The 20833-nt window shown below is 69.2% G+C and carries 18 protein-coding genes, 1 rRNA gene and 1 riboswitch; of the genes, 15 read left to right on the top strand and 4 right to left on the bottom strand.

The annotated features are described in order from the left end of the window. Positions 1–159 precede the first annotated feature (159 nt). The 11 genes from rrf (at position 160) to ACH45E_RS04155 (ending at position 10547) form a co-directional block, all read left to right on the top strand. A 5S ribosomal RNA gene (gene rrf, locus ACH45E_RS04205) occupies positions 160–276 on the top strand. A gap of 108 nt (positions 277–384) precedes the next feature. After that, a complete protein-coding gene (locus ACH45E_RS04200) occupies positions 385–993 on the top strand; it encodes a CDP-alcohol phosphatidyltransferase family protein (RefSeq protein WP_361435316.1) in 609 nt (202 codons plus the stop codon). 116 nt (positions 994–1109) lie between these two features. Beyond that, positions 1110–3605: a mannose-1-phosphate guanyltransferase gene (locus ACH45E_RS04195; RefSeq protein WP_361435318.1), complete on the top strand. Its 2496-nt coding sequence runs from the start codon at positions 1110–1112 to the stop codon at positions 3603–3605. Positions 3606–3812: 207 nt separating this feature from the next. Further along, complete coding sequence (locus ACH45E_RS04190) at positions 3813–4652, top strand: DUF881 domain-containing protein (RefSeq protein WP_361435320.1); 840 nt, start codon at positions 3813–3815, stop codon at positions 4650–4652. Further along, entirely contained in the window at positions 4649–4981 is a 333-nt protein-coding gene (locus ACH45E_RS04185; RefSeq protein WP_003988855.1) for a small basic family protein, read from the top strand. Before ACH45E_RS04190 ends, ACH45E_RS04185 begins: the two co-directional genes overlap by 4 nt. Before the next feature lie 5 nt (positions 4982–4986). Beyond that, on the top strand, positions 4987–5865 hold the full coding sequence (locus tag ACH45E_RS04180; protein ID WP_361435322.1) for a DUF881 domain-containing protein: 879 nt from the start codon (positions 4987–4989) through the stop codon (positions 5863–5865). Positions 5866–6058: 193 nt separating this feature from the next. Then, entirely contained in the window at positions 6059–6874 is an 816-nt protein-coding gene (locus ACH45E_RS04175; RefSeq protein ID WP_361435324.1) for an FHA domain-containing protein, read from the top strand. A gap of 43 nt (positions 6875–6917) precedes the next feature. Continuing rightward, entirely contained in the window at positions 6918–7655 is a 738-nt protein-coding gene (locus ACH45E_RS04170; protein WP_361435326.1) for a MerR family transcriptional regulator, read from the top strand. 86 nt (positions 7656–7741) lie between these two features. After that, the gene (locus tag ACH45E_RS04165; RefSeq protein ID WP_026253112.1) at positions 7742–8215 is read left to right on the top strand and encodes a bifunctional nuclease family protein; all 474 of its coding nucleotides are present in this window, start codon (positions 7742–7744) and stop codon (positions 8213–8215) included. Between the two features lie 169 nt (positions 8216–8384). Next, the gene (locus ACH45E_RS04160; RefSeq protein WP_361435328.1) at positions 8385–9029 is read left to right on the top strand and encodes a MerR family transcriptional regulator; all 645 of its coding nucleotides are present in this window, start codon (positions 8385–8387) and stop codon (positions 9027–9029) included. 99 nt (positions 9030–9128) lie between these two features. Continuing rightward, complete coding sequence (locus ACH45E_RS04155; protein WP_361435330.1) at positions 9129–10547, top strand: DNA polymerase IV; 1419 nt, start codon at positions 9129–9131, stop codon at positions 10545–10547. A 121-nt stretch (positions 10548–10668) separates the two neighbouring features. Here the strand turns inward: ACH45E_RS04155 and ACH45E_RS04150 are convergent, their stop codons facing one another. Beyond that, positions 10669–11052 carry a PRC-barrel domain-containing protein gene (locus ACH45E_RS04150; protein WP_361435333.1) on the bottom strand — a complete coding sequence of 128 codons (384 nt, stop codon included), beginning with the start codon at positions 11050–11052 and terminating at the stop codon, positions 10669–10671. Between the two features lie 114 nt (positions 11053–11166). Then, a riboswitch (glycine riboswitch) is annotated at positions 11167–11262 on the top strand. A gap of 177 nt (positions 11263–11439) precedes the next feature. Here ACH45E_RS04150 and gcvP point away from each other — a divergent pair. Continuing rightward, positions 11440–14325, top strand: a complete 2886-nt coding sequence (gene gcvP, locus ACH45E_RS04145) for an aminomethyl-transferring glycine dehydrogenase (RefSeq protein WP_361435335.1) — start codon at positions 11440–11442, stop codon at positions 14323–14325. Between the two features lie 67 nt (positions 14326–14392). Here gcvP and ACH45E_RS04140 read toward each other — a convergent pair whose 3' ends face one another. Both ACH45E_RS04140 and ACH45E_RS04135 read right to left on the bottom strand, forming a co-directional pair. Next, on the bottom strand, positions 14393–14812 hold the full coding sequence (locus ACH45E_RS04140) for a TOBE domain-containing protein (protein WP_361435337.1): 420 nt from the start codon (positions 14810–14812) through the stop codon (positions 14393–14395). 74 nt (positions 14813–14886) lie between these two features. Next, entirely contained in the window at positions 14887–15288 is a 402-nt protein-coding gene (locus ACH45E_RS04135; RefSeq protein WP_361435339.1) for a helix-turn-helix transcriptional regulator, read from the bottom strand. A gap of 129 nt (positions 15289–15417) precedes the next feature. On the opposite strand from ACH45E_RS04135, the gene ACH45E_RS04130 reads away from it, so the two are divergent. Beyond that, positions 15418–15987 carry a DUF1707 domain-containing protein gene (locus ACH45E_RS04130; RefSeq protein ID WP_361435341.1) on the top strand — a complete coding sequence of 190 codons (570 nt, stop codon included), beginning with the start codon at positions 15418–15420 and terminating at the stop codon, positions 15985–15987. Between the two features lie 28 nt (positions 15988–16015). Here the strand turns inward: ACH45E_RS04130 and ACH45E_RS04125 are convergent, their stop codons facing one another. Next, positions 16016–17971: an amino acid transporter gene (locus ACH45E_RS04125; RefSeq protein ID WP_361435343.1), complete on the bottom strand. Its 1956-nt coding sequence runs from the start codon at positions 17969–17971 to the stop codon at positions 16016–16018. 527 nt (positions 17972–18498) lie between these two features. On the opposite strand from ACH45E_RS04125, the gene ACH45E_RS04120 reads away from it, so the two are divergent. After that, on the top strand, positions 18499–19791 hold the full coding sequence (locus ACH45E_RS04120; RefSeq protein ID WP_361435346.1) for an extracellular solute-binding protein: 1293 nt from the start codon (positions 18499–18501) through the stop codon (positions 19789–19791). Positions 19792–19800: 9 nt separating this feature from the next. After that, positions 19801–20799 carry a sugar ABC transporter permease gene (locus ACH45E_RS04115; protein ID WP_361435348.1) on the top strand — a complete coding sequence of 333 codons (999 nt, stop codon included), beginning with the start codon at positions 19801–19803 and terminating at the stop codon, positions 20797–20799. The last annotated feature ends 34 nt before the right edge of the window (positions 20800–20833 follow it).

Below are 20833 nucleotides of genomic sequence, written 5' to 3'. Positions count from 1 at the left end.
GTTGATAGGCCGGATCTGGAAGCCAGGTAACTGGTGGAGGTGACCGGTACTAATAGGCCGAGGGCTTGTCCTCAGTTGCTCGCGTCCACTGTGTTGGTTCTGAAACCACGAACAGCCCCACGTTGCCACAGCGTGGTCTGGTTGTCTGTTTCATAGTGTTTCGGTGGTCATAGCGTGAGGGAAACGCCCGGTTACATTCCGAACCCGGAAGCTAAGCCTCACAGCGCCGATGGTACTGCAGGGGGGACCCTGTGGGAGAGTAGGACACCGCCGAACTCCTTTTAGAGCTCTGGCTCTTGGGCATCAGCCCAAGAGCCAGAGCTTTTTTGCGTTGAGGTAAGGTCAGGGGGCATCGTTGGTACGTTTCCCACAGGAGGCCCCCGGGTGGAGGTCCAGGAGACCCGTGTCCAGACGGACCGGGTCCTCACCATCCCGAACATCCTCAGCATGGCCCGGCTCGTCGGCGTACCCCTCTTCCTGTGGCTGATTCTCCGGCCGGAGTTCGGGGGTCCCAACAGCGACGGCTGGGCGCTGCTCGTGCTGGCCCTGAGCGGGATCAGTGACTATCTGGACGGCAAGCTCGCGCGGCGCTGGAACCAGATCAGCAGCCTCGGCCGGCTCCTTGATCCGGCCGCCGACCGCCTCTACGTTCTGTCCACGCTGGTCGGACTCACCTGGCGCGAAATCCTGCCGGTGTGGCTGACAGCTGCACTCCTGGCGCGAGAGCTGGTTCTCCTGGTGATGGTGGGCATCCTCAGGCGGCACGGCTATCCGCCACCGCAGGTGAACTTCCTGGGGAAGGCAGCGACCTTCAACCTGATGTATGCCTTCCCCTTGTTGGTGCTCAGTGACGGACACGGATGGATCTCGTCACTCGCTGCTATTTTCGGATGGGCGTTCGCAGGGTGGGGTACAACCCTCTACTGGTGGGCAGGAGTGCTCTACGTGGTCCAGGTCCGCCGCCTCGTTCGTGCGGACGCCATGACCGGCTGAACTCGCCGATTGTCCGGACGTAGTGGCTTGCGATGGCCCGCGACGGAAAAGTGCGGGACAATCTGGACGGGTGAAGTCGGCTGGACCGTCGTCTCTTAGAGGAGGACGCTTCCGACATGAAGGCCGTCGTGATGGCCGGTGGTGAAGGCACTCGCCTTCGCCCTATGACCTCGAGCATGCCCAAGCCGCTCCTGCCCGTGGCGAACCGCCCGATCATGGAGCACGTGCTACGGCTGCTCAAAAGGCATGGGCTCACCGAGACCGTCGTCACCGTGCAGTTCCTGGCTTCACTCGTCAAGAACTACTTCGGTGACGGCGAGGAGCTCGGAATGGAGCTCACGTATGCCAATGAGGAGAAGCCACTCGGTACCGCCGGAAGCGTCAAGAACGCCGAAGAGGCGTTGAAGGACGATGCCTTCCTTGTCATCTCCGGCGATGCCCTGACCGACTTCGACCTCACCGAGCTGATCAATTTCCACAAGGAAAAGGGCGCGCTGGTCACCGTCTGTCTGACGCGTGTGCCCAATCCGCTGGAGTTCGGCATCACCATCGTCGACGAGGAAGGCAAGGTCGAGCGCTTCCTTGAGAAGCCGACCTGGGGCCAGGTCTTCTCGGACACCGTGAACACGGGCATCTACGTGATGGAGCCCGAGGTCTTCGACTATGTCGAGCCCGATGTCCCCGTGGACTGGTCCGGTGACGTCTTCCCGCAGTTGATGAAGGAGGGCAAGCTGGTCTACGGCTATGTCGCCGAGGGCTACTGGGAGGACGTCGGTACCCACGAGTCCTATGTGAAGGCGCAGGCCGACGTGCTCGAGGGCAAGGTCGACGTCGATATCGACGGTTTCGAGATCTCCCCGGGCGTATGGGTGGCCGAGGGCGCCGAGGTGCACCCGGATGCCGTGCTCAGGGGGCCGCTCTACGTCGGCGACTACGCCAAGGTCGAGGCGGGCGCGGAGATCCGAGAGCACACGGTGGTCGGCTCGAACGTGGTCGTGAAAAGCGGTGCCTTCCTGCACAAGGCCGTCGTGCACGACAACGTCTACGTCGGCCAGCACAGCAATCTGCGGGGCTGCGTCGTCGGCAAGAACACCGACATCATGCGTGCTGCACGCATCGAGGACGGCGCGGTCATCGGTGACGAGTGCCTGATCGGCGAAGAATCGATCGTGCAGGGCAACGTGCGGGTCTACCCGTTCAAGACGATCGAGGCCGGCGCCTTCGTCAACACCTCGGTCATCTGGGAGTCCAGGGGCCAGGCGCACCTGTTCGGCGCCCGCGGCGTCACCGGGATCCTGAACGTCGAGATCACGCCCGAGCTGGCGGTCCGGCTGGCAGGGGCCTACGCCACGACCCTCAAGAAGGGCTCCACCGTCACCACGGCCCGCGACCACTCCCGTGGTGCCCGTGCGCTCAAGCGGGCGGTCATCTCCGCGCTCCAGGCCAGCGCCATCGACGTACGGGACCTGGAGAACGTACCGCTGCCGGTCGCCCGGCAGCAGACCGCGCGCGGCAGCGCCGGCGGGATCATGATCCGGACCTCTCCCGGTGTGCCGGACTCCGTCGACATCATGTTCTTCGACGGGAACGGCGCGGACCTCTCGCAGGGCAGCCAGCGCAAGCTGGACCGGGTGTTCGCGCGGCAGGAGTACCGCCGCGCGTTCCCGGGGGAGATCGGTGATCTGTACTTCCCGGCGAGCGTCTTCGACTCGTACACCGGGTCGCTGCTGCGGAACGTCGACACGACCGGAATCGCCGAATCGGGGCTCAAGGTCGTCGTGGACGCCTCCAACGGCAGCGCCGGGCTCGTGCTGCCCAGCCTGCTCGGCAAGCTCGGTGTGGACTCGCTGACCATCAACCCGGGTCTCGACGAGTCCCGGCCGACGGAGACCGCCGAGATGCGGCGTGCGGGGCTCGTGCGGCTCGGAGAGATCGTGGCGTCCTCGGGTGCCGCGTTCGGCGTCCGGTTCGACCCCGTGGGCGAGCGGCTGTCGCTCGTCGACGAGAAGGGCCGGATCATCGAGGACGACCGGGCGCTGCTCGTCATGCTGGACCTCGTGGCCGCCGAGCGGCGCAGCGGGCGTGTGGCGCTGCCGGTGACGACGACCAGGATCGCCGAGCAGGTCGCCGCTTATCACGGCACCCAGGTCGAGTGGACCACCACGTCGCCGGACGACCTCACGCGCGTGGGCGGCGAGGAAGGGACCATCTTCGGCGGTGACGGCAAGGGCGGGTTCATCGTCCCCGAGTTCAGCAGCGTCTACGACGGTGCGGCCGCCTTCGTACGGCTGATCGGGCTGGTGGCCCGCACCCAGCTCACCCTCAGCCAGATCGACGCCCGTATCCCGCGGGCACACGTCCTGAAGCGGGATCTTGCGACTCCCTGGGCCGTCAAGGGACTGGTCATGCGCAGGGTCGTCGAGGCCGCCGGAGAACGCTATGTCGACACCACCGACGGTGTGCGGGTCGTGGAGACCGACGGGCGCTGGGTGATGGTGCTGCCCGACCCGGCCGAGGCGGTCACCCATCTGTGGGCGGAGGGGCCGGACGACGCCTCCGCACAGGCCCTGCTCGACGAGTGGTCGGCGGTCGTGGACAGCGCCGGACGGTAAGCCCGGACGGTAAGCCCGGACGGTAAGCCCGGACGGTGCAAAGCGCGGCACGCGCGCGTGCCGGACAAGTGTCCCCCATGGGGGCCTGTCCGGCACGCCGGTGGGGCCGTTCGGAGGTACTGGTCGCGACGTGCGACGATGTGCGGCATGCCGCAGCAACCCCCCATTCGGAGCACACCCTCGCGGCCCGCGCGTCCGGATGCCTCCATGTCGTTGATCACCAACGTCATGGACCACAGCCTCGACGACGGGTACGCCGAGGCTGCCGCCCGGAGGAAGGTCCTGGGGGAGTCGGGCGGCATGCCCAAGACCCTCCGGGCGAAGCTCGGCCTCGCCGCCGGTCTGGTCCTCACGGCGCTCGTGGTGACCGTAGGGGCGGCACAGGCACGCGTGGCGGCGCCCGTGGTCGCCAAGGAGCGCCAGGAGCTGATCGACCGCATCGACCGCGAGACATCGGCGGCGGACAAGCTCGAGGGCGACGTGGACACCTTGCGCGACGACGTGAGCGAGCGCCAGCGGGCGGCGCTGAAGAAGAGCGGCGGCAGCGGGCAGGCGGACCTGGCCGGTGTCCTGTCGGGCGCCACGGCGGTGCACGGACCCGGCGTCAAGCTCGTCGTGAACGACGCCAAGGAAGCCACCTCCGGCGGCGACGGCAACCCGCGCGAGACCTCGGGATTCTCCGACACCGGCCGGGTGCGCGACCGCGACATGCAGCGCGTGGTGAACGGGCTGTGGGCCTCGGGCGCCGAGGCCGTCTCCATCAACGGTCAGAGGTTGACCGCCCTGTCGGCGATCAGGGCCGCGGGTGACGCGATACTGGTCGACAACAAGCCGCTGGTGCCGCCCTACACGGTCCTGGCGGTGGGGGACGGGAAGAAGCTGAGCACCAGGTTCCAGAACAGCGCCGACGGGCTGTATCTGCACGCCCTGGAAGAGAACTACGGCATCCGGACCGGCATCTCCACGGAGAGCGACGTCCGGCTGCCCGCCGCACCGAGTGTGATCGTACGTACAGCACAGCCGAGCACTGAGAAGGGCACATCGTGATCGCCGTACTGGGCCTCGTCGTGGGAGTCGTGGCCGGCCTGTTGGTCCGGCCCGAGGTTCCGGCGGTCGTCGAGCCTTATCTGCCGATCGCCGTCGTCGCGGCGCTGGACGCCGTCTTCGGCGGCCTGCGGGCCATGCTCGACGGCATCTTCGACGACAAGGTCTTCGTGGTGTCGTTCCTGTCCAACGTGGTCGTGGCCGCGCTGATCGTGTTCCTGGGCGACAAGTTGGGCGTGGGCGCTCAGCTGTCCACCGGCGTCGTGGTGGTCCTCGGCATCCGTATCTTCTCCAACGCCGCGGCGATCCGGCGCCACGTGTTCCGGGCGTGACACCGATGAGCAACCAGGACGAGCAGCCGGAGAACAGGCTGCGCAAGGAACTGCCCGCCGAGGTGCCCGCGACGGCCCCCGTGCCCGAGCAGACCGCCGAGGAGCAGACCGCCGAGGAGCAGACCGCCGGGGAGCAGACCGTCGGGGAGCAGCCCCAGCAGGCACTGACCGGCCGCCGGCGCCTGGTCCAGGGACTGTGGCCGCCCCGCGTGACACGGGCCCAACTGATCGTCGCGGTACTTCTGTTCGGCCTCGGTTTCGGGCTGGCCGTGCAGGTGGCGTCGAACAGTGACAGCGACAGCGCCCTGCGCGGCGCCCGCCAGGAGGATCTCGTCCGTATCCTCGATGAACTCGACGACCGTACTCAGCGTCTTGAGGACGAGAAGCAGGGACTGGACAAACAGCGGCAGGAGCTGCAGAGCAGCTCCGACCAGGCCGCGGAGGCGCGCAAGCAGACCGCCGAGAAGGAGAAGCAACTCGGCATCCTCGCGGGCACCGTGGCGGCCGAGGGTCCCGGCATCACGATGACGGTCGACGACACGAAGGGGACGGTCCAGGCGGACATGCTGCTCGACGCGATCCAGGAGCTGCGCGCTGCCGGCGCGGAGGCGATCCAGGTGAACGGTGTCCGGGTCGTTGCCGGCACCTACCTCACGGACTCCGGCAAGAGCGTGAGCGTCGACGGGAACAAGATCAACGCTCCCTATCGTTTCAAGGTCATCGGCAAACCGCAGGACCTCGAGCCGGCGCTCAACATTCCCGGAGGTGTGGTGCAGACTCTCGAGAAGGAGCAGGCCACCGTGACCGTCGAGCGGTCGACCAAGATCGTCGTGGATGCCTTGCGACCGGCGAAGCAGCCTGACTACGCTCGGTCGTCCTCGTAGTGAACCGAGAGTGCATGGGGGACGTCCGGCAGGGGCATGAGGTTGCGGGGGGTCGGCGCACGGAAGGGGTGGTGCGTGGTGGAAACTGTCTGGTGGCTACGGACGTTGTGAAGGTGTCCGGGTTGGCCGGTGTAGGCAATCAGGGTTCGTCCTGCCCCACGGGCGGGTCTGTTTCGGTCAAGGGGAATCGCCCGTGAAGTTGTTTGCGAAGTTGTTCGGCAAGAGCGCGCGAGAGGGCAGCGACAACGCGACCGCCCGCCATCGCGCACAGCCTGACGCAGAGGGTCAGCGCCCGCTGTTCCGTGACCAGGTGGCTGGTCCGGGCGGTGACATTTCCGGAGGTCAGGGCGCGCCGTCTGTTGACCCTGCCCAGCCCGGCGGCATAGGTTTCGGGCAACCGTCAACCTCAGGTACGGGTGGAGGGTTTGCCTCCGGCCCGTACGCGTCCAACGCTCCGGCGGGGCAGGAGGATCCGTCCATGTCGGTCCTGGTGTGTACGAGGTGCGGTAACCGCAACGCGGAGAACGCCCGCTTCTGTTCCAACTGCGGTGCGCCGCTGCGCCCCGGCGCCGTACCGGAGCGCGCGTCCGAGACCACGAGCACGATCTCCATCTCGGGCCTGGAGGCCTACGACGCGGAGGCGACCGGTCAGACGCCGATGCTCTCCCCGGAGGCGCAGGCGGCCGTCGACGCGCTGCCGCTGGGCTCGGCGCTGCTGGTGGTGCGCCGTGGGCCGAACTCGGGCAGCCGCTTCCTGCTGGACAGCGAGCTGACCACGGCCGGGCGTCATCCGCAGAGCGACATCTTCCTGGACGACGTGACGGTCTCGCGTCGCCACGTGGAATTCCGGCGCTCTCCGGACGGCTCCTTCACGGTGGCGGACGTGGGCAGCCTGAACGGCACGTACGTCAACCGTGAACGGATCGACGAGGTCGCTCTGTCGAACGGTGACGAGGTGCAGATCGGCAAGTACCGGCTGGTCTTCTACGCGAGCCGGCAGGGCATCTGACCCTCCCCCGGACGCCGTCCGGGGGGACCCCCAGGGAAGGTCCATGCTTCGAACACCGAGCGGCGGTGCCGGGCACGGCACCGCCGCCGCGGACAGTGGGCTGATGAGCATCGGCACGGTGCTGAACGTGCTGCGCGAGGAGTTCCCCGACGTCACGATCTCCAAGATCCGGTTCCTGGAGTCGGAGGGGCTGGTCGAGCCGCAGCGGACTCCCTCGGGGTACCGCAAGTTCAGTGCCGAGGACGTCGAGCGCCTCGGTCACGTCCTGAGGATGCAGCGGGACCACTATCTGCCGCTCAAGGTGATCCGCGAGCATCTGGACGCGATGGAGCGCGGCGAGGCCGTGCCGTTGCCGGTCGTGGGGCGCCAGCGCGCCGGTGAGACGGTGCTCGAACCCCCGGAGGGGCCCACGGCCGCCCGGATCGGGCGGGTCGAGCTGCTGGCGGCCGCCGGGATCGACGAGAGCGACCTGAAGGAGTGGGAGTCGTACGGACTCATCGCTCCCCTCGAGGGCGGGGTGTACGACGCGGAGGCCGTCACGGTGGCCTCCCTCGTCGCGGAGCTGGGGCGGTTCGGGATCGAGCCGCGCCACCTGCGGGTGATGAAGGGCGCCGCCGACCGGGAGGCCGGGCTGGTGGACCAGGTGGTCGCCCCGCTCAAGCGGCACCGCAATCCGCAGACCAGGGCGCACGCGGAGGCTCGTACGAAGGAGCTGGCCGCGCTCACGGTGAGGTTGCACGCGGCCCTGGTGCAGACCGCGCTCGGGGTTCGGCTGCCTTGAGCGGCACTGGTGTGCGAGAGGCCGGATCGGGCGCCCGTTCCCGGCCCGACTACCCAAACATCCCGGGCACGGCCTAGGGTTGCTGTGTGAACGAGCTCGATGTCGTAGGTGTCCGGGTGGAAATGCCCTCCAACCAGCCGATCGTGCTCCTGCGTGAAGTGGGCGGCGATCGGTACCTCCCCATCTGGATCGGACCGGGGGAGGCGACGGCGATCGCCTTCGCCCAGCAGGGCATGGCCCCCGCACGACCGCTGACCCACGACCTGTTCAAGGACGTGCTGGAGGCCGTCGGCCAGGAGCTCACCGAAGTGCGCATCACGGATCTGCGTGAGGGCGTGTTCTACGCGGAGCTGGTCTTCGCCAGCGGAGTCGAGGTGAGCGCCCGCCCGTCCGACGCCATAGCGCTGGCCCTGCGCACCGGAACGCCGATCTACGGCAGTGACACGGTGCTCGACGACGCGGGCATCGCGATTCCGGACGAGCAGGAGGACGAGGTGGAGAAGTTCCGCGAGTTCCTCGACCAGATCTCGCCCGAGGACTTCGGTACCAGCAGTCAGTGAGAGCGTCCTGACGTTCCCCGTCGGCGCATTCGGCTAGCCTTTCCCCGCGGTGGGGCACGGGAAACCACTCTTAGGGTGATTATCACTCGGCGTGCCGAGTGTGGCGATCGTTGACGCACCCCCGGTGACTGCCTACCGTCGAGAAGGCAGGTCAAGGACGGAGGTCGGCGTGAGAAGCAGCGGCGACGGTATGGCTGGGGGTGCCCCCGGACGTGCTCTCGGGGAGAGTGGTCCATACCCGCTTCATGGCAGCGCGACCGACCACGTTCCGCAGCGACCGACGGCCGTGCCGAGCGGCGGAGGGGCGGCGTCCATGGCGTCCGAGCAGATCGGCTACCGCGGTCCGACGGCCTGCGCGGCCGCCGGCATCACCTACCGGCAGCTGGACTACTGGGCCCGCACCGGCCTGGTCGAGCCGAGCGTGCGGCCCGCATACGGGTCGGGCACGCAGCGGCTGTACAGCTTCCGGGACGTCGTCGTCCTGAAGATCGTGAAGCGTTTTCTGGACACCGGCGTCTCGCTGCAGAACATCCGCACCGCCGTCCAGCACCTCAGGGAGCGCGGTTTCCGTGACCTGGAGCGCATGACGCTGATGAGCGACGGCGCCACGGTCTACGAGTGCACCTCCCCGGACGAGGTCCACGCCCTGCTCCAGGGCGGCCAGGGGATCTTCGGGATCGCCGTGGGCGTGGTGTGGCGGGACGTGGAGAGCGCGCTCTCACAGCTGCACGGGGAGCGCATCGACACCGGGGAGACCCTCGTCGGGCAGAACCCCGCCGACGAGCTGGCGCGGCGGCGCAACCGGGCGGTTTGACGGCGCCTGCCGCGCCTGCCCCGCGGCGGCGCAGGGCGCTGCCCGTCCCGCGTACCGGCTGCCGGTGCATTGTCAGTGGCGTGGTGCAGCATCGGAGATGTGAGAAACGCGCCCACGATCCTGCACCTCGACATGGATGCCTTCTTCGCCTCGGTGGAGCAGGCGTCCAAGCCGAGCCTGCGCGGGAAGGCCGTCGTCGTGGGCGGGCTGGGGCCGCGCGGAGTGGTCGCCACCGCGTCGTACGAGGCGCGGGTCTTCGGGGTCCACTCGGCGATGCCGATGGCCCAGGCGCGTCGGCTCGCCCCGAACGCCGCCTATCTCGTCCCGCGCTTCGGGGTGTACCGGTCGATCAGTGAACAGGTGATGGGCTTGCTGCGGGCGCTGTCCCCGCTCGTCGAGCCGCTGAGCCTGGACGAGGCGTTCGTGGACCTGGAGGCGGGGGGAGCGGCCCGGGACGGGGAATCAGCACGGCTGGCCGGGGTGAAGCTGCGCGCGGACATCCGGGCTGTCACGGGACTGACGGGGTCGGTGGGGCTCGCCGCGTCCAAGATGCTCGCGAAGATCGCCTCCGAGCAGGCCAAGCCGGACGGGCTGGTGCTGATCGAGCCGGGGACGGAGCGGGCGCTGCTGGGCCCGCTGTCGGTGCGCACGCTGCCCGGGGTGGGGCCGGCCACCGGGGACCATCTGCGACGCGCCGGGATCACCACGGTCGACGAACTCGCCGAGGCGGGCGAGGACGAGCTCGTACGGCTGGTGGGCAAGGCCCACGGTCACGCTCTGTACGCCATGGCGCTGGCGCACGACGAGCGGCCCGTGGTGGCGGAGCGGGAGGCCAAGTCGGTGTCGGTCGAGGACACCTATGACGTGGACATCCACGACCGGCTCCGAGTCGGCCTGGAGGTGCAGCGGCTCGCCGACCGATGCGTGCGGCGGCTGCGCGATGCCGGGCTGTCGGGGCGGACCATCGTGCTGAAGGTGCGGCGATACGACTTCTCGACGCTGACCCGGTCGGAGACGCTGCGGGGGCCCACGGACGATCCGGCGGTCGTGCGGGAGGCGGCGGCCCGCCTCCTGGACTCCGTCGACACGACCGGCGGTGTACGGCTGCTCGGGGTGGGCGTCTCCGGGCTCGCCGACTACACCCAGGAGGACCTGTTCGCCCAGGCGGCGGGTGAGCTGGCGGAAGCGGCCGCGGAGGAGGCAGTGCCCGAGCCTGTCGCCGAACAGCCGACGCCGGCCGAACGGCGCTGGCCCGCGGGGCACGACGTACGGCACGCGGAGTTCGGGCACGGCTGGGCGCAGGGCAGCGGGCTCGGGCGGGTCACCGTGCGCTTCGAGACGCCCGGCTCGGCGCCCGGCCGAGTGCGGACGTTCCGGGTCGACGACCCGGCCCTGGAACCGGCGGAGCCGCTGCCTTTGACAGCCCGGACAGCTGCGAGCGGGCTCCGACCCGGGAGCGATGGGGAGCGGGCTCCCATCGGTGCGGAGGGATCCCGAGGCGGTGCGGACAGGCCCTGACGCGCTGCGGATGAGCCCCTCCGCGGTGCGGGGGCTGAGGCGGACGAGGGAGCGGGGGTGTGTCCGGCCGGTGCTGGCCGGAAGGAGCCGGCCCGGGGCGGCTCTGTGGGGCTTGCGTTCGCTACGCCGGTCCCGCCGTCTCGTCCGTGCCCGCCAAATGGCCGAAGTCGCGGTCCGGGGGCGGAGGAGACGGGGTCACGTCGAGGCCGTAGTGGTGGTAGAGCTGGAGTTCCTGCTCGGGGGAGAGATGACGGCCGACGCCGAAGTCAGGCGCGTCCTTGATGAGGGACCGCTCGAAGGGGACCCGGAGGGTGCCGTCGATCAGTTCGCTGGGCTCCAGCGGAACGAAAGCGTCCCTGGAGAAGAGGCCGGTGCGTATGGCCGCCCACTCCGGCTCGCCGGTCGCGTCGTCGAGGTAGACCTCGTCGATCGTGCCGATCTTGTCGCCATTGCGGTCGAACGCCTTGCGGCCGATCAGGTGGCGCGGATCGATGTCGGTTCGCACGGTCCCTCCTCTTGGTCGCAACTCATCCGTAAGCACTACAAAAGAGCACATTCACCAAGGTGGCCACTCGAAGGAACAGGCGTGCACCTCGCTGGTACGCTGGCAAACGGCTGCTGACCCCGCGCGGGAGAGTCCTCCGGACATCATCGGAGGCGCCGAAGGAGCAACTCCTCCCCGGAATCTCTCAGGCTCACGTACCGCACGGACGAGGTCACTCTGGAAAGCAGGGCGGTGTCTCGACGGCTTCCGCTCTCACCGACGGTGAAAGCCGGGGCCCTCGGGCGACCCGGTGAAGCTCTCAGGTCGAGATGACAGAGGGGGAGGCCGTCGGGGTATCCGTACCGGGGTGCCCCTCGAAGGTCGCGTCAGACCAGGAGGCCCTCCGCAATGACCGCCCACCGCACTCCGCTCTCCGAGCTCGAACAGGGCATCCCCTTCGAGCAGCGCCACATCGGGCCCGACCAGGAGGCGCGGGCCAAGATGCTCGCGCACGTCGGCTACGGCTCGCTCGACGAGCTGACCGCCGCCGCGGTGCCGGATGTGATCAAGAACGCCGACGCCCTGGATCTGCCGGGTGCCCGTACCGAGGCCGAGGTGCTCGCCGAGCTGCGTTCGCTGGCCGACCGCAACCAGGTCCTCGACCCGATGATCGGGCTCGGGTACCACGGGACCTTCACCCCGCCCGTCATCCTGCGCAATGTGATGGAGAACCCGGCCTGGTACACCGCTTACACCCCGTACCAGCCGGAGATCTCGCAGGGACGGCTCGAGGCCCTGCTGAACTTCCAGACCATGGTCGCCGAGCTCACCGGGCTGCCGACCTCCGGTGCCTCGCTGCTCGACGAGGGCACGGCGGCGGCCGAGGCGATGGCGCTCTCCCGGCGCATGGGCAGGAACAAGAAGGGTCTCTTCCTGGTCGACGCGGACGCGCTGCCGCAGACCATCGCCGTGATCCGGACCCGCGCCGAACCGACCGGCGTGGAGGTCGTGGTCGCCGACCTCAGCGAGGGCATCCCGGCCGAGGTCGCCGAGCGTGAGATCAACGGCGTGCTGATCCAGTACCCGGGCGCCTCCGGGGCCGTACGCGACATCAAGCCCGTCGTCGACCGGGCGCACGAGCTCGGCGCGCTCGTCACCGTCGCCGCCGACCTGCTGGCGCTGACCCTGCTCACCTCCCCCGGCGAGCTCGGCGCGGACATCGCGATCGGTACGACCCAGCGCTTCGGTGTGCCCATGGGCTTCGGCGGCCCCCACGCCGGCTACATGGCGGTGCACGAGAAGTTCGCCCGCAGCCTGCCCGGCCGCCTGGTGGGCGTGTCCGTCGACGCGGACGGAAACAAGGCCTACCGGCTGGCCCTGCAGACCCGCGAGCAGCACATCCGCCGCGAGAAGGCCACCAGCAACATCTGCACCGCCCAGGTGCTGCTCGCCGTCATGGCCGGTATGTACGCCGTCTACCACGGCCCCGAGGGCCTGAAGGTCATCGCGCGGCGCACCCACCGGTACGCCACCCTCCTCGCCGAGGGGCTGCGGACGGGGGGCGTCGAGGTCGTCCACGGCTCCTTCTTCGACACCGTCACCGCGCGCGTCCCCGGCCGGGCCGCCGAGGTCGTGGCCGCCGGCCGGGAGAACGGGGTCAACCTGCGGCTCGTCGACGCCGACCACGTCTCGGCCGCCTGCGACGAGACCACGGCCCGCGCCCAGCTGGGCGCCGTATGGACGGCGTTCGGCGTCGAGGGGGACATCGAGGCGCTGGACGCGGCGACCGGGGACGCCCTCCCCGAGGCCCTGCTGCGCACCGACGACTACCTTGCCCACCCCGTCTTCCACCAGCACCGCTCCGAGACCGCGATGCTGCGCTACCTGCGCCGGCTCGCCGATCGCGACTACGCGCTCGACCGCGGCATGATCCCGCTGGGCTCCTGCACCATGAAGCTCAACGCGACCACGGAGATGGAGCCGGTCACCTGGCCCGAGTTCGGGCAGCTGCACCCCTTCGCGCCCGCCGAGCAGGCGCAGGGCTACCTCACGCTCATCCGTGAGCTGGAGGAACGTCTCGCCGAGGTCACCGGATACGACAAGGTCTCGCTGCAGCCGAACGCCGGTTCGCAGGGCGAGTTCGCCGGCCTGCTCGCCGTACGCGGCTACCACCGCGCCAACGGCGACGACCAGCGCACCGTCTGCCTCATCCCGTCCTCCGCGCACGGCACCAACGCCGCCAGCGCCGTGATGGCGGGCATGAAGGTCGTCGTGGTGAAGACCGCCGAGGACGGCGAGATCGACATCGAGGACCTCCGGGCGAAGATCGAGCAGTACCGTGACGAGCTGGCGGTGCTGATGATCACGTACCCGTCGACGCACGGTGTGTTCGAGGAGCACGTCGCCGACATCTGTGCCCAGGTCCACGACGCCGGCGGCCAGGTGTACGTCGACGGCGCCAACCTCAACGCGCTGGTCGGTCTCGCCAAGCCGGGCCACTTCGGCGGTGACGTCTCCCACCTCAACCTGCACAAGACGTTCTGCATCCCGCACGGCGGCGGCGGTCCCGGCGTCGGCCCCGTGGCTGTGCGCGAGCACCTGGCGCCGTACCTGCCGAACCACCCGCTCCAGCCGGCGGCCGGCCCCGAGACGGGCGTCGGCCCGATCTCGGCCGCGCCCTGGGGCTCGGCGGGCATCCTGCCGATCTCGTGGGCGTACGTCCGCCTGATGGGCGGCGAGGGCCTCAAGCGCGCCACCCAGGTGGCCGTGCTCTCCGCCAACTACATCGCCAAGCGCCTCGAGCCGCACTACCCGGTGCTCTACACCGGCCCGGGCGGCCTGGTCGCGCACGAGTGCATCATCGACCTGCGCCCGCTGACCAAGGCGACCGGAGTGTCCGTGGACGACGTGGCCAAGCGGCTCATCGACCACGGCTTCCACGCGCCGACGATGTCCTTCCCGGTGGCCGGCACGCTGATGATCGAGCCGACCGAGTCCGAGGACCTGGCCGAGCTGGACCGGTTCTGCGACGCGATGATCGCGATCCGCGCGGAGATCGAGAAGGTCGGCGCGGGCGAGTGGCCCGCCGAGGACAACCCGCTGCGGAACGCCCCGCACACCGCCGCCGCGCTCGGCGGCGAGTGGAAGCACGCCTACAGCCGCCAGGAGGCCGTGTTCCCGGCCGGGGTCCTCGCCGCCGACAAGTACTGGCCGCCGGTGCGCCGCATCGACCAGGCCTTCGGCGACCGCAACCTCGTCTGCTCCTGCCCGCCGCTGGACGCGTACGAGGACTGAGCGAGCGGCCAGACCCGTTCAGACAGCCTTGGGGCCCCGTCCGTGTCCGGGCGGGGCCCTCGCGCGTTCACACCGTCGCCAGCGACACCTCGGTCGCCTTGATCAGGGCGACGACGTCGGAGCCCACGAAGAGGCCGAGGTCGGTGGCCGCCTCCTTGGTGATCGCCGCGGTGAGTTCGCCACCGTCCACGGTCACCCTCACCGAGGCCATGGCCGTGCCGATCGTGAGGTGGGTGATGGTGCCGGGGACCTGGTTGCGGATCGACAGGCCGTCGACCCGGCTGGTGGCCAGGGAGACTTCCGTCGCCTTCACCAGAGCGCGAACGGTGGCGCCCGGGGCGAGCGCGAGCTGTTCGGCGGCCTCCGAGGTGATGGCCGCCGTGAGGCTCTGGCCGCCGTCCAGGCGGATCTTGACGATGGTCATGACCTCGCCGGGGTGGACGGCGGTGACGGTGCCGGGGAGCTGGTTGCGGATGCTCAGGGTCATGGCCCCACACCGTAGTGCGCGAGGGCGTTCAGGCAGGGTATGTATGGGTTTGCGGCGCCGTCGGCCGCCCAGTCTCACATCCGGTCGATATGTACATTCGTCGACTTCACACGGGCGGTGGCCTCCACGCCGACCTCCAGGCCCAGTTCTTCGACGGCCTCGCGGGTGAGCAGGGAGACCAGTCGGTGGGGGCCGGCCTGGATCTCGACCTGGGCCGCGACGTCGCCGAGCTTGATCGCGGTGACGATGCCGGGGAAGGCGTTGCGGACCGAGGTGTGGGAGGTGCCCGTGTCATCCTCGCCGCCGCCCGCCTTGGCGAGTTCGACGGAGAACGCGGCGAGGTCCTTGCCGTCGATGAGTCTCCGCCCCGCCTCGTCGCGGTGGGTCGCCATCCGGCCCGCGTCCGCCCAGCGGCGGGCGGTGTCCGGGCTCACGCCGAGCAGCCGCGCCGCCTGGCCGATCGTGTAGGACTGCATGCCGGTCACGATAGGGCGAACGCGGTGGGAACTGTGGAGGGGGGTTGGCCGTTGGATGTAACGCGATATAGCTTTAGTTCGCGTTCTTCTTGTTCGTGGGTTGGCCCATCGGGAATCGGGGTGAGGGGCATGTCGGTTGAGCTGCGGGCCGCGCACGCGGACCGGGACCGTGTCGTGGATGTGCTGACGGCTGCGGCGGGCGACGGGCGGCTGACCGTCGAGGAGCTCGACGAGCGGGTGGGGGCGGCCCTGGCCGCCCGGACCCTGGGTGAGCTGGCCGGCCTGACGTCCGACCTGCCGGGGGTCGCCGAGCCGGTCCCGGCCAAGGACGTGGTCCGAATCGAGCAGCAGGGCGGTTCCGCCCTGCGCGGCCACGGCTGGGTGGTTCCGCGACGGCTGGAGATCGACTCGTCGTGGGGCGACGTGACGCTGGACTTCACCGGGGCGGTGTTCACACACGACAGCCTGGGCATCGACCTGGACATGCGGGGCGGCACCCTGCGGCTGGTGACCCGGCCGGGGGTGGTCGTGGACACCGACTCCCTCGCGATCGGCTACGCGAAGATCCGCTCGCGTCCGGCGGGGGAGCCCGGGGCACCGGTCGTCCTGCGCGTGGAGATACGCGGGCGGATGAGCTATGGCCGGGTCGTGACCGGGCCGCCGCGGCGCCGGTTCCTGCGGAAGGGTACGGCGGCCTGACCGCGGGCCACCCGCTCCGACCCGCGGGTCAGCCGGTGTGCACGCGCGGCCGGCGCTCGCGGTTCGGTTCGGCCTCGCGCAGGACTTCCCGGGTGACGGGGGCGACCTCGCCCTGGCCGAAGAGGAAGAAGCGCAGGAAGTTGGCGAAGGGGGTGCCCTCGGTCCACTCGAAGTACATGTGCGGGATGCAGCCCGTGCTGTCGCGGACGTGCAGGAGGAGGGCGGCGAGGGCGTTCGGGATGGAGGAGGACTCCAGGGTCAGGACGCGGTAGCGGTCGTGGAGCACCTCGCCGCGTACGGTCAGCTCCGCCTCGAACTCGGAGGGGTCGGTGACCGTGACCTCGACGAAGACGAAGTCCTCCTGGGCGGGGATGTCGTTGTCGGCCCGGATCTGCTCGATCTTGTCGCGGTACTCGGCCTTGTCCCGCCGGTCGGGCTCGTTGGCGATGAGCCGGATCTTGCGGCTGGCGATGTCGCGGACGAACCGCTGCGCCATGTCGTCCAGCGTCACCCGGGTCACGCGCAGCTCGAAGGCGCGGGCCAGCCGGGACAGCAGCGAGACCAGGATGATGCCGACGATGAAGCAGGCACCGATCTTCACGCCGTCGGGGCGCTCGATGACGTTCACGACCGTCGTGTAGAGGAACACGGCGGAGATGACGGCGAAGGCGATCGTCCAGTTCCTTTGTCCCGCCTTGCGGGCGGCGATGGTCACGGCGATGGCGGCGGAGCTGATCAGGACCAGCACGCCGGTGGCGTAGGCGCCGCCCTGCGCGTCGACGTCGGCGTCGAAGATCCAGGTGACCAGGAAGGCGATGAGGATGAAGACGATGACCATCGGGCGGACGGCACGCGCCCAGTGCGGGGCCATGCCGTAGCGGGGGAGGTAGCGCGGCATCAGGTTGAGCAGGCCGGCCATCGCGGAGGCGCCCGCGAACCACAGGATGGCGATCGTGGAGACGTCGTAGACCGTGCCGAACGCCCCACCCAGGTACTCGTGGGCGAGGTAGGCGAGCGCGCGGCCGTTGGCCTGGCCGCCCGTCTTGAACTCCTTCTCCGGGATCAGGACCGTGGTGATGAAGCTGGTGGCGATCAGGAAGACGCTCATGATGACGGCGGCAGCGGTCAGCAGCTTCTTGGTGTCGCGAATACGGCCCTTGGGGTGGTCCTCGGTGTCACTGTCGTCGCCCTGGACGTGCGGCATGACGGCGACGCCGGTCTCGAAGCCGGACAGGCCCAGCGCCAGCTTCGGGAAGACCAGCAGGGACAGGCCGATCATGACGAAGACGTTGCTGTGTTCCGCGGTCAGAGCGCTGGTCCAGTCGGTGACCACGTGTCCGGCCGTGGCGACGTGCCACAGGCCGACGAACACGACGACGACGTTGAGCACGAGGTAGATGCCGACCAGGGCGACCGCGACGCCGATCGCCTCCAGGAAGCCCTTGAGGAACACCGCGCCGAGCAGGGCCACCAGGAAAAGCGTGATCACCATCTGGTGGCCGTGGAGCGTGCTGGTCAGGTGCGGGTTCTCCACGAGGTGGGTGGAGGCGTCGGCGGCGGAGAGGGTGATGGTGATCAGGAAGTCGGTGGCCGCGAAGCCCAGCAGGGTGAGCACGAAGAGCTTGCCCTGCCAGAAGGAGAGCAGCCGCTCCAGCATCGCGATGGAACCCTCACCCCGCGGGCTCTCCTCGGCCACCCGGCGGTAGACCGGCAGGGCGCCGGCCAAGGTGACTATGACCAGCACGACCGTCGCGATCGGCGACAGCAGACCGGCGGCCAGGGTGGCGATGCCGGGCTGGTAGCCGAGGGTGGAGAAGTAGTCGACGCCGGTCAGGCACATCACCCGCCACCAGCGCTGACCCCTGTGCGGAGGTTCGGGCTCCGCGTGCGGTCCCGTGTGGCCGCCGGCCTTGCCCATGTCGGACAGGCCCTCCAGCATCCAAGCGCGCAGGCGGCTGGGAGGAGGGTGTTCGGTCGTGACCATCGCCGTGCTCCTGGGTGGGGCTCAGTGGGTTTCCGGCCATCACTCGGACGGCGGCAACAGCGTATGCGGAGAGTGACGCGTGGGCCCCTGATCCACGGGGTGGTGGGCGTCAAGCTTGCGTTAAGAACCGTTCGGGCGAGCGACGACTGTGACGCTGCGTACACATGGGGCGGGCAACTCCGTTCCCTGCGCCCGGGGTTGATCAGCGCCGACTGATGGCAGGCGGTCCTCGGTATCCGGGCGGGCGGGCCCGGCACCGTCTCCCACGGCGCGGCCCTCGGGGCCGACCAGCTGGTGCACGACACCTTGACGCCCCCGAAGGGCCTTTCTAGAGTCGCGGTTCGGAACGTTCGATGAGATCGCCGAATGTTTCGATTGGACGCGGTGCGGGGAAGCCCGTTCCCCACGTCAGTTCAGAAGCCGCAACGCGTGTTGTACAAGGGGTTGCCACTCGCCCAGAGCGCTCTCTAGGGTGCGGCGCAGCTTTCCGAGGTGGTTCCGAAAGTTTCGAAGACAAGGAGCGCATCATGGGCGACCCGGCACTCTCCCGCCGCGGCTTCCTGGCGGCCTCCGCCGCGGCCGGTCTGGGCATGACGGCCCTCAGCGGCTGCGGCGGCGACTCGGACGGAGGGTCGTCGAACGGCACGACCACGATCGAGTGGTGGAACATATCCACCACCCAGCCGACGAAGACGGTCTGGGCCAATCTGGCCAAGAAGTTCGAGGCGCAGAACCCCAAGGCCAAGGTCAAGATCGTCCAGTTGGAGAACGACGCCTACAAATCGAAGATGACGGCGCTGACCGCCTCCGGGAAGCTGCCGGACATCTTCCACACGTGGGGCGGCGGCGTGCTCCAGCAGCAGGTCGACGCCGGGCTCGTCGAGGACCTCACCGACGGGACCAAGCCCTGGGCCGACGGGATGCTGTCCGTCGCCAAGCAGCCGTACCTCCTCGACGACAAGCTGTACGGCATCCCGTTCGACATCGGCATGATCGGCTTCTGGTACAACAAGGCGCTCTTCAAGCAGGCCGGTATCAGCACTCCGCCCACCACCTGGAGCGGCTTCCTCGACGCCGTGCGGAAGCTGAAGGCGAAGAACATCACGCCGATCGCCGTGGCCGGCAAGGAGAAGTGGCCCGAGATGTACTACTGGGCCTACCTCGCCATGCGCACGGCCGGAATCGACGCGCTGAAGAAGGCCGACGAGGCCAAGGACTTCAGCGACCCCGGGATCGTCCAGGCCGGACAGCACCTCAAGGACCTGGTGCAACTCCAGCCGTTCCAGAAGGGGTTCCTGGGAGCCGCGTACAACAGCCCGACCGGCCAGGCGGCCGCCGTGGGCAACGGCAAGGCGGCCATGGAGCTCATGGGGCAGTGGGCCCCGGTCGTCGAGGCCGACGCGGGCAAGGGGCTCGGCTCGAACCTCGGCTTCTTCCCCTTCCCGGCCGTCGAGGGCGGAAAGGGCGCGATCACCGAGGTGTTCGGCGGCGGCGGTGGGCACGCCCTGCGCAAGGGCGCCCCGCAGGCGGCCGTCGACTTCCTGAAGTTCTTCGCCTCCGAGACCACCGACCTGGAACTCGTCAAGAAGACCAACACCCTTCCGGTGGTCCCCGGCGCCGAGAAGGCGCTCTCCGACCCCAACACCAAGGCCGTGCAAGCCCAGTTGACGGCTGCCACCGGCTTCCAGCTCTACCTCGACCAGGCGTACGCGCCCTCCGTCGGCCAGGAGGTCAACGACAGCGTCTCCGCGCTGATCGCCGGCTCGAAGTCACCCGAGCAGGTAGCCCAGTCGATCACCAAGGCCGCGAAGGAAGCGTAGTAGCCGGCGATGACCTCGACCTTCCTCCCGGACAAGCGGACGGACCCCGGCGTCACCCTCTCCTCCCCGGCGGCGGTGTCGGCCCGGGGACGGGCACGCCGGCGCCTGCTGAACTGGCTCACCGCGGTCGGCTTCCAGGTGCCCGCGCTGGTGCTGTTCATCGGACTGGTGCTGCTGCCGATGCTGTTCGCGCTGTACGCGGCCTTCTTCCGCTGGGGCGGCTTCGGCATGCCCTCCGACTACGTCGGCACGGACAACTTCACCCAGCTGTTCAAGGACGACGTCTTCCTGGGCGACCTGTGGCGCTGTCTGCTCCTGGTGGTCCTGTCCCTCGCCCTGCAACTGCCGTTCGCGCTCGCCATGGCCGTCGCGCTCAACCAGCGGCTGCGCGGGCGGGCCGTGTACCGGATGCTGTTCTTCGCCCCCTACGTCCTGTCGGAGGCGATCACCGGTGTGCTGTTCAGCATGGTCTTCGCCCCGGACGACGGGCTCGCCGACCACGTCCTGGGCGCCATCGGACTGGGCGGCGTCGGAGGGGAGTGGTTCGCCGACACCTCCTATGTCATGGCGACGCTGTTCCTCGTCATGACCTGGAAGTTCTTCGGCTTCCACATGATGCTCTACCTCGCCGGACTGCAGGCGATCCCGGCCGAGCTGACCGAGGCGGCGCTGATCGACGGCGCGAACCCCTGGCAGCGGTTCCGCAACGTCACCCTGCCGCTGCTCGCGCCCACCCTGCGCATCAGCGTCTTCCTGTCCGTCATCGGGGCGATCCAGCTCTTCGACCTGGTCTGGGTGATCACCCAGGGCGGGCCCGACCATCACTCCGAGACGATGGCCGTGACCATGTTCCAGTACGGCTTCAAGCGCTACCAGGTCGGCTACGCCAGCGCGATCAGCGTGGTCATGTTCGGGATCTGCCTCGTCTTCGCCCTCGCCTACCAGCGCTTCGTGCTCCGCCGTGACCTCGAAGGGGCCACCACGACGATGAGGGGAGACGGCAAGTGACCCGAAGGACCAAGGCCGTACGCGAACTGCCGTT

Source organism: Streptomyces sp. NPDC020299, assembly GCF_044387825.1.
Classification (GTDB): Bacteria; Actinomycetota; Actinomycetes; order Streptomycetales; family Streptomycetaceae; genus Streptomyces.
Note: the sequence above shows the minus strand (reverse complement) of the source record. Positions and strands in the feature narration are given on the sequence as shown.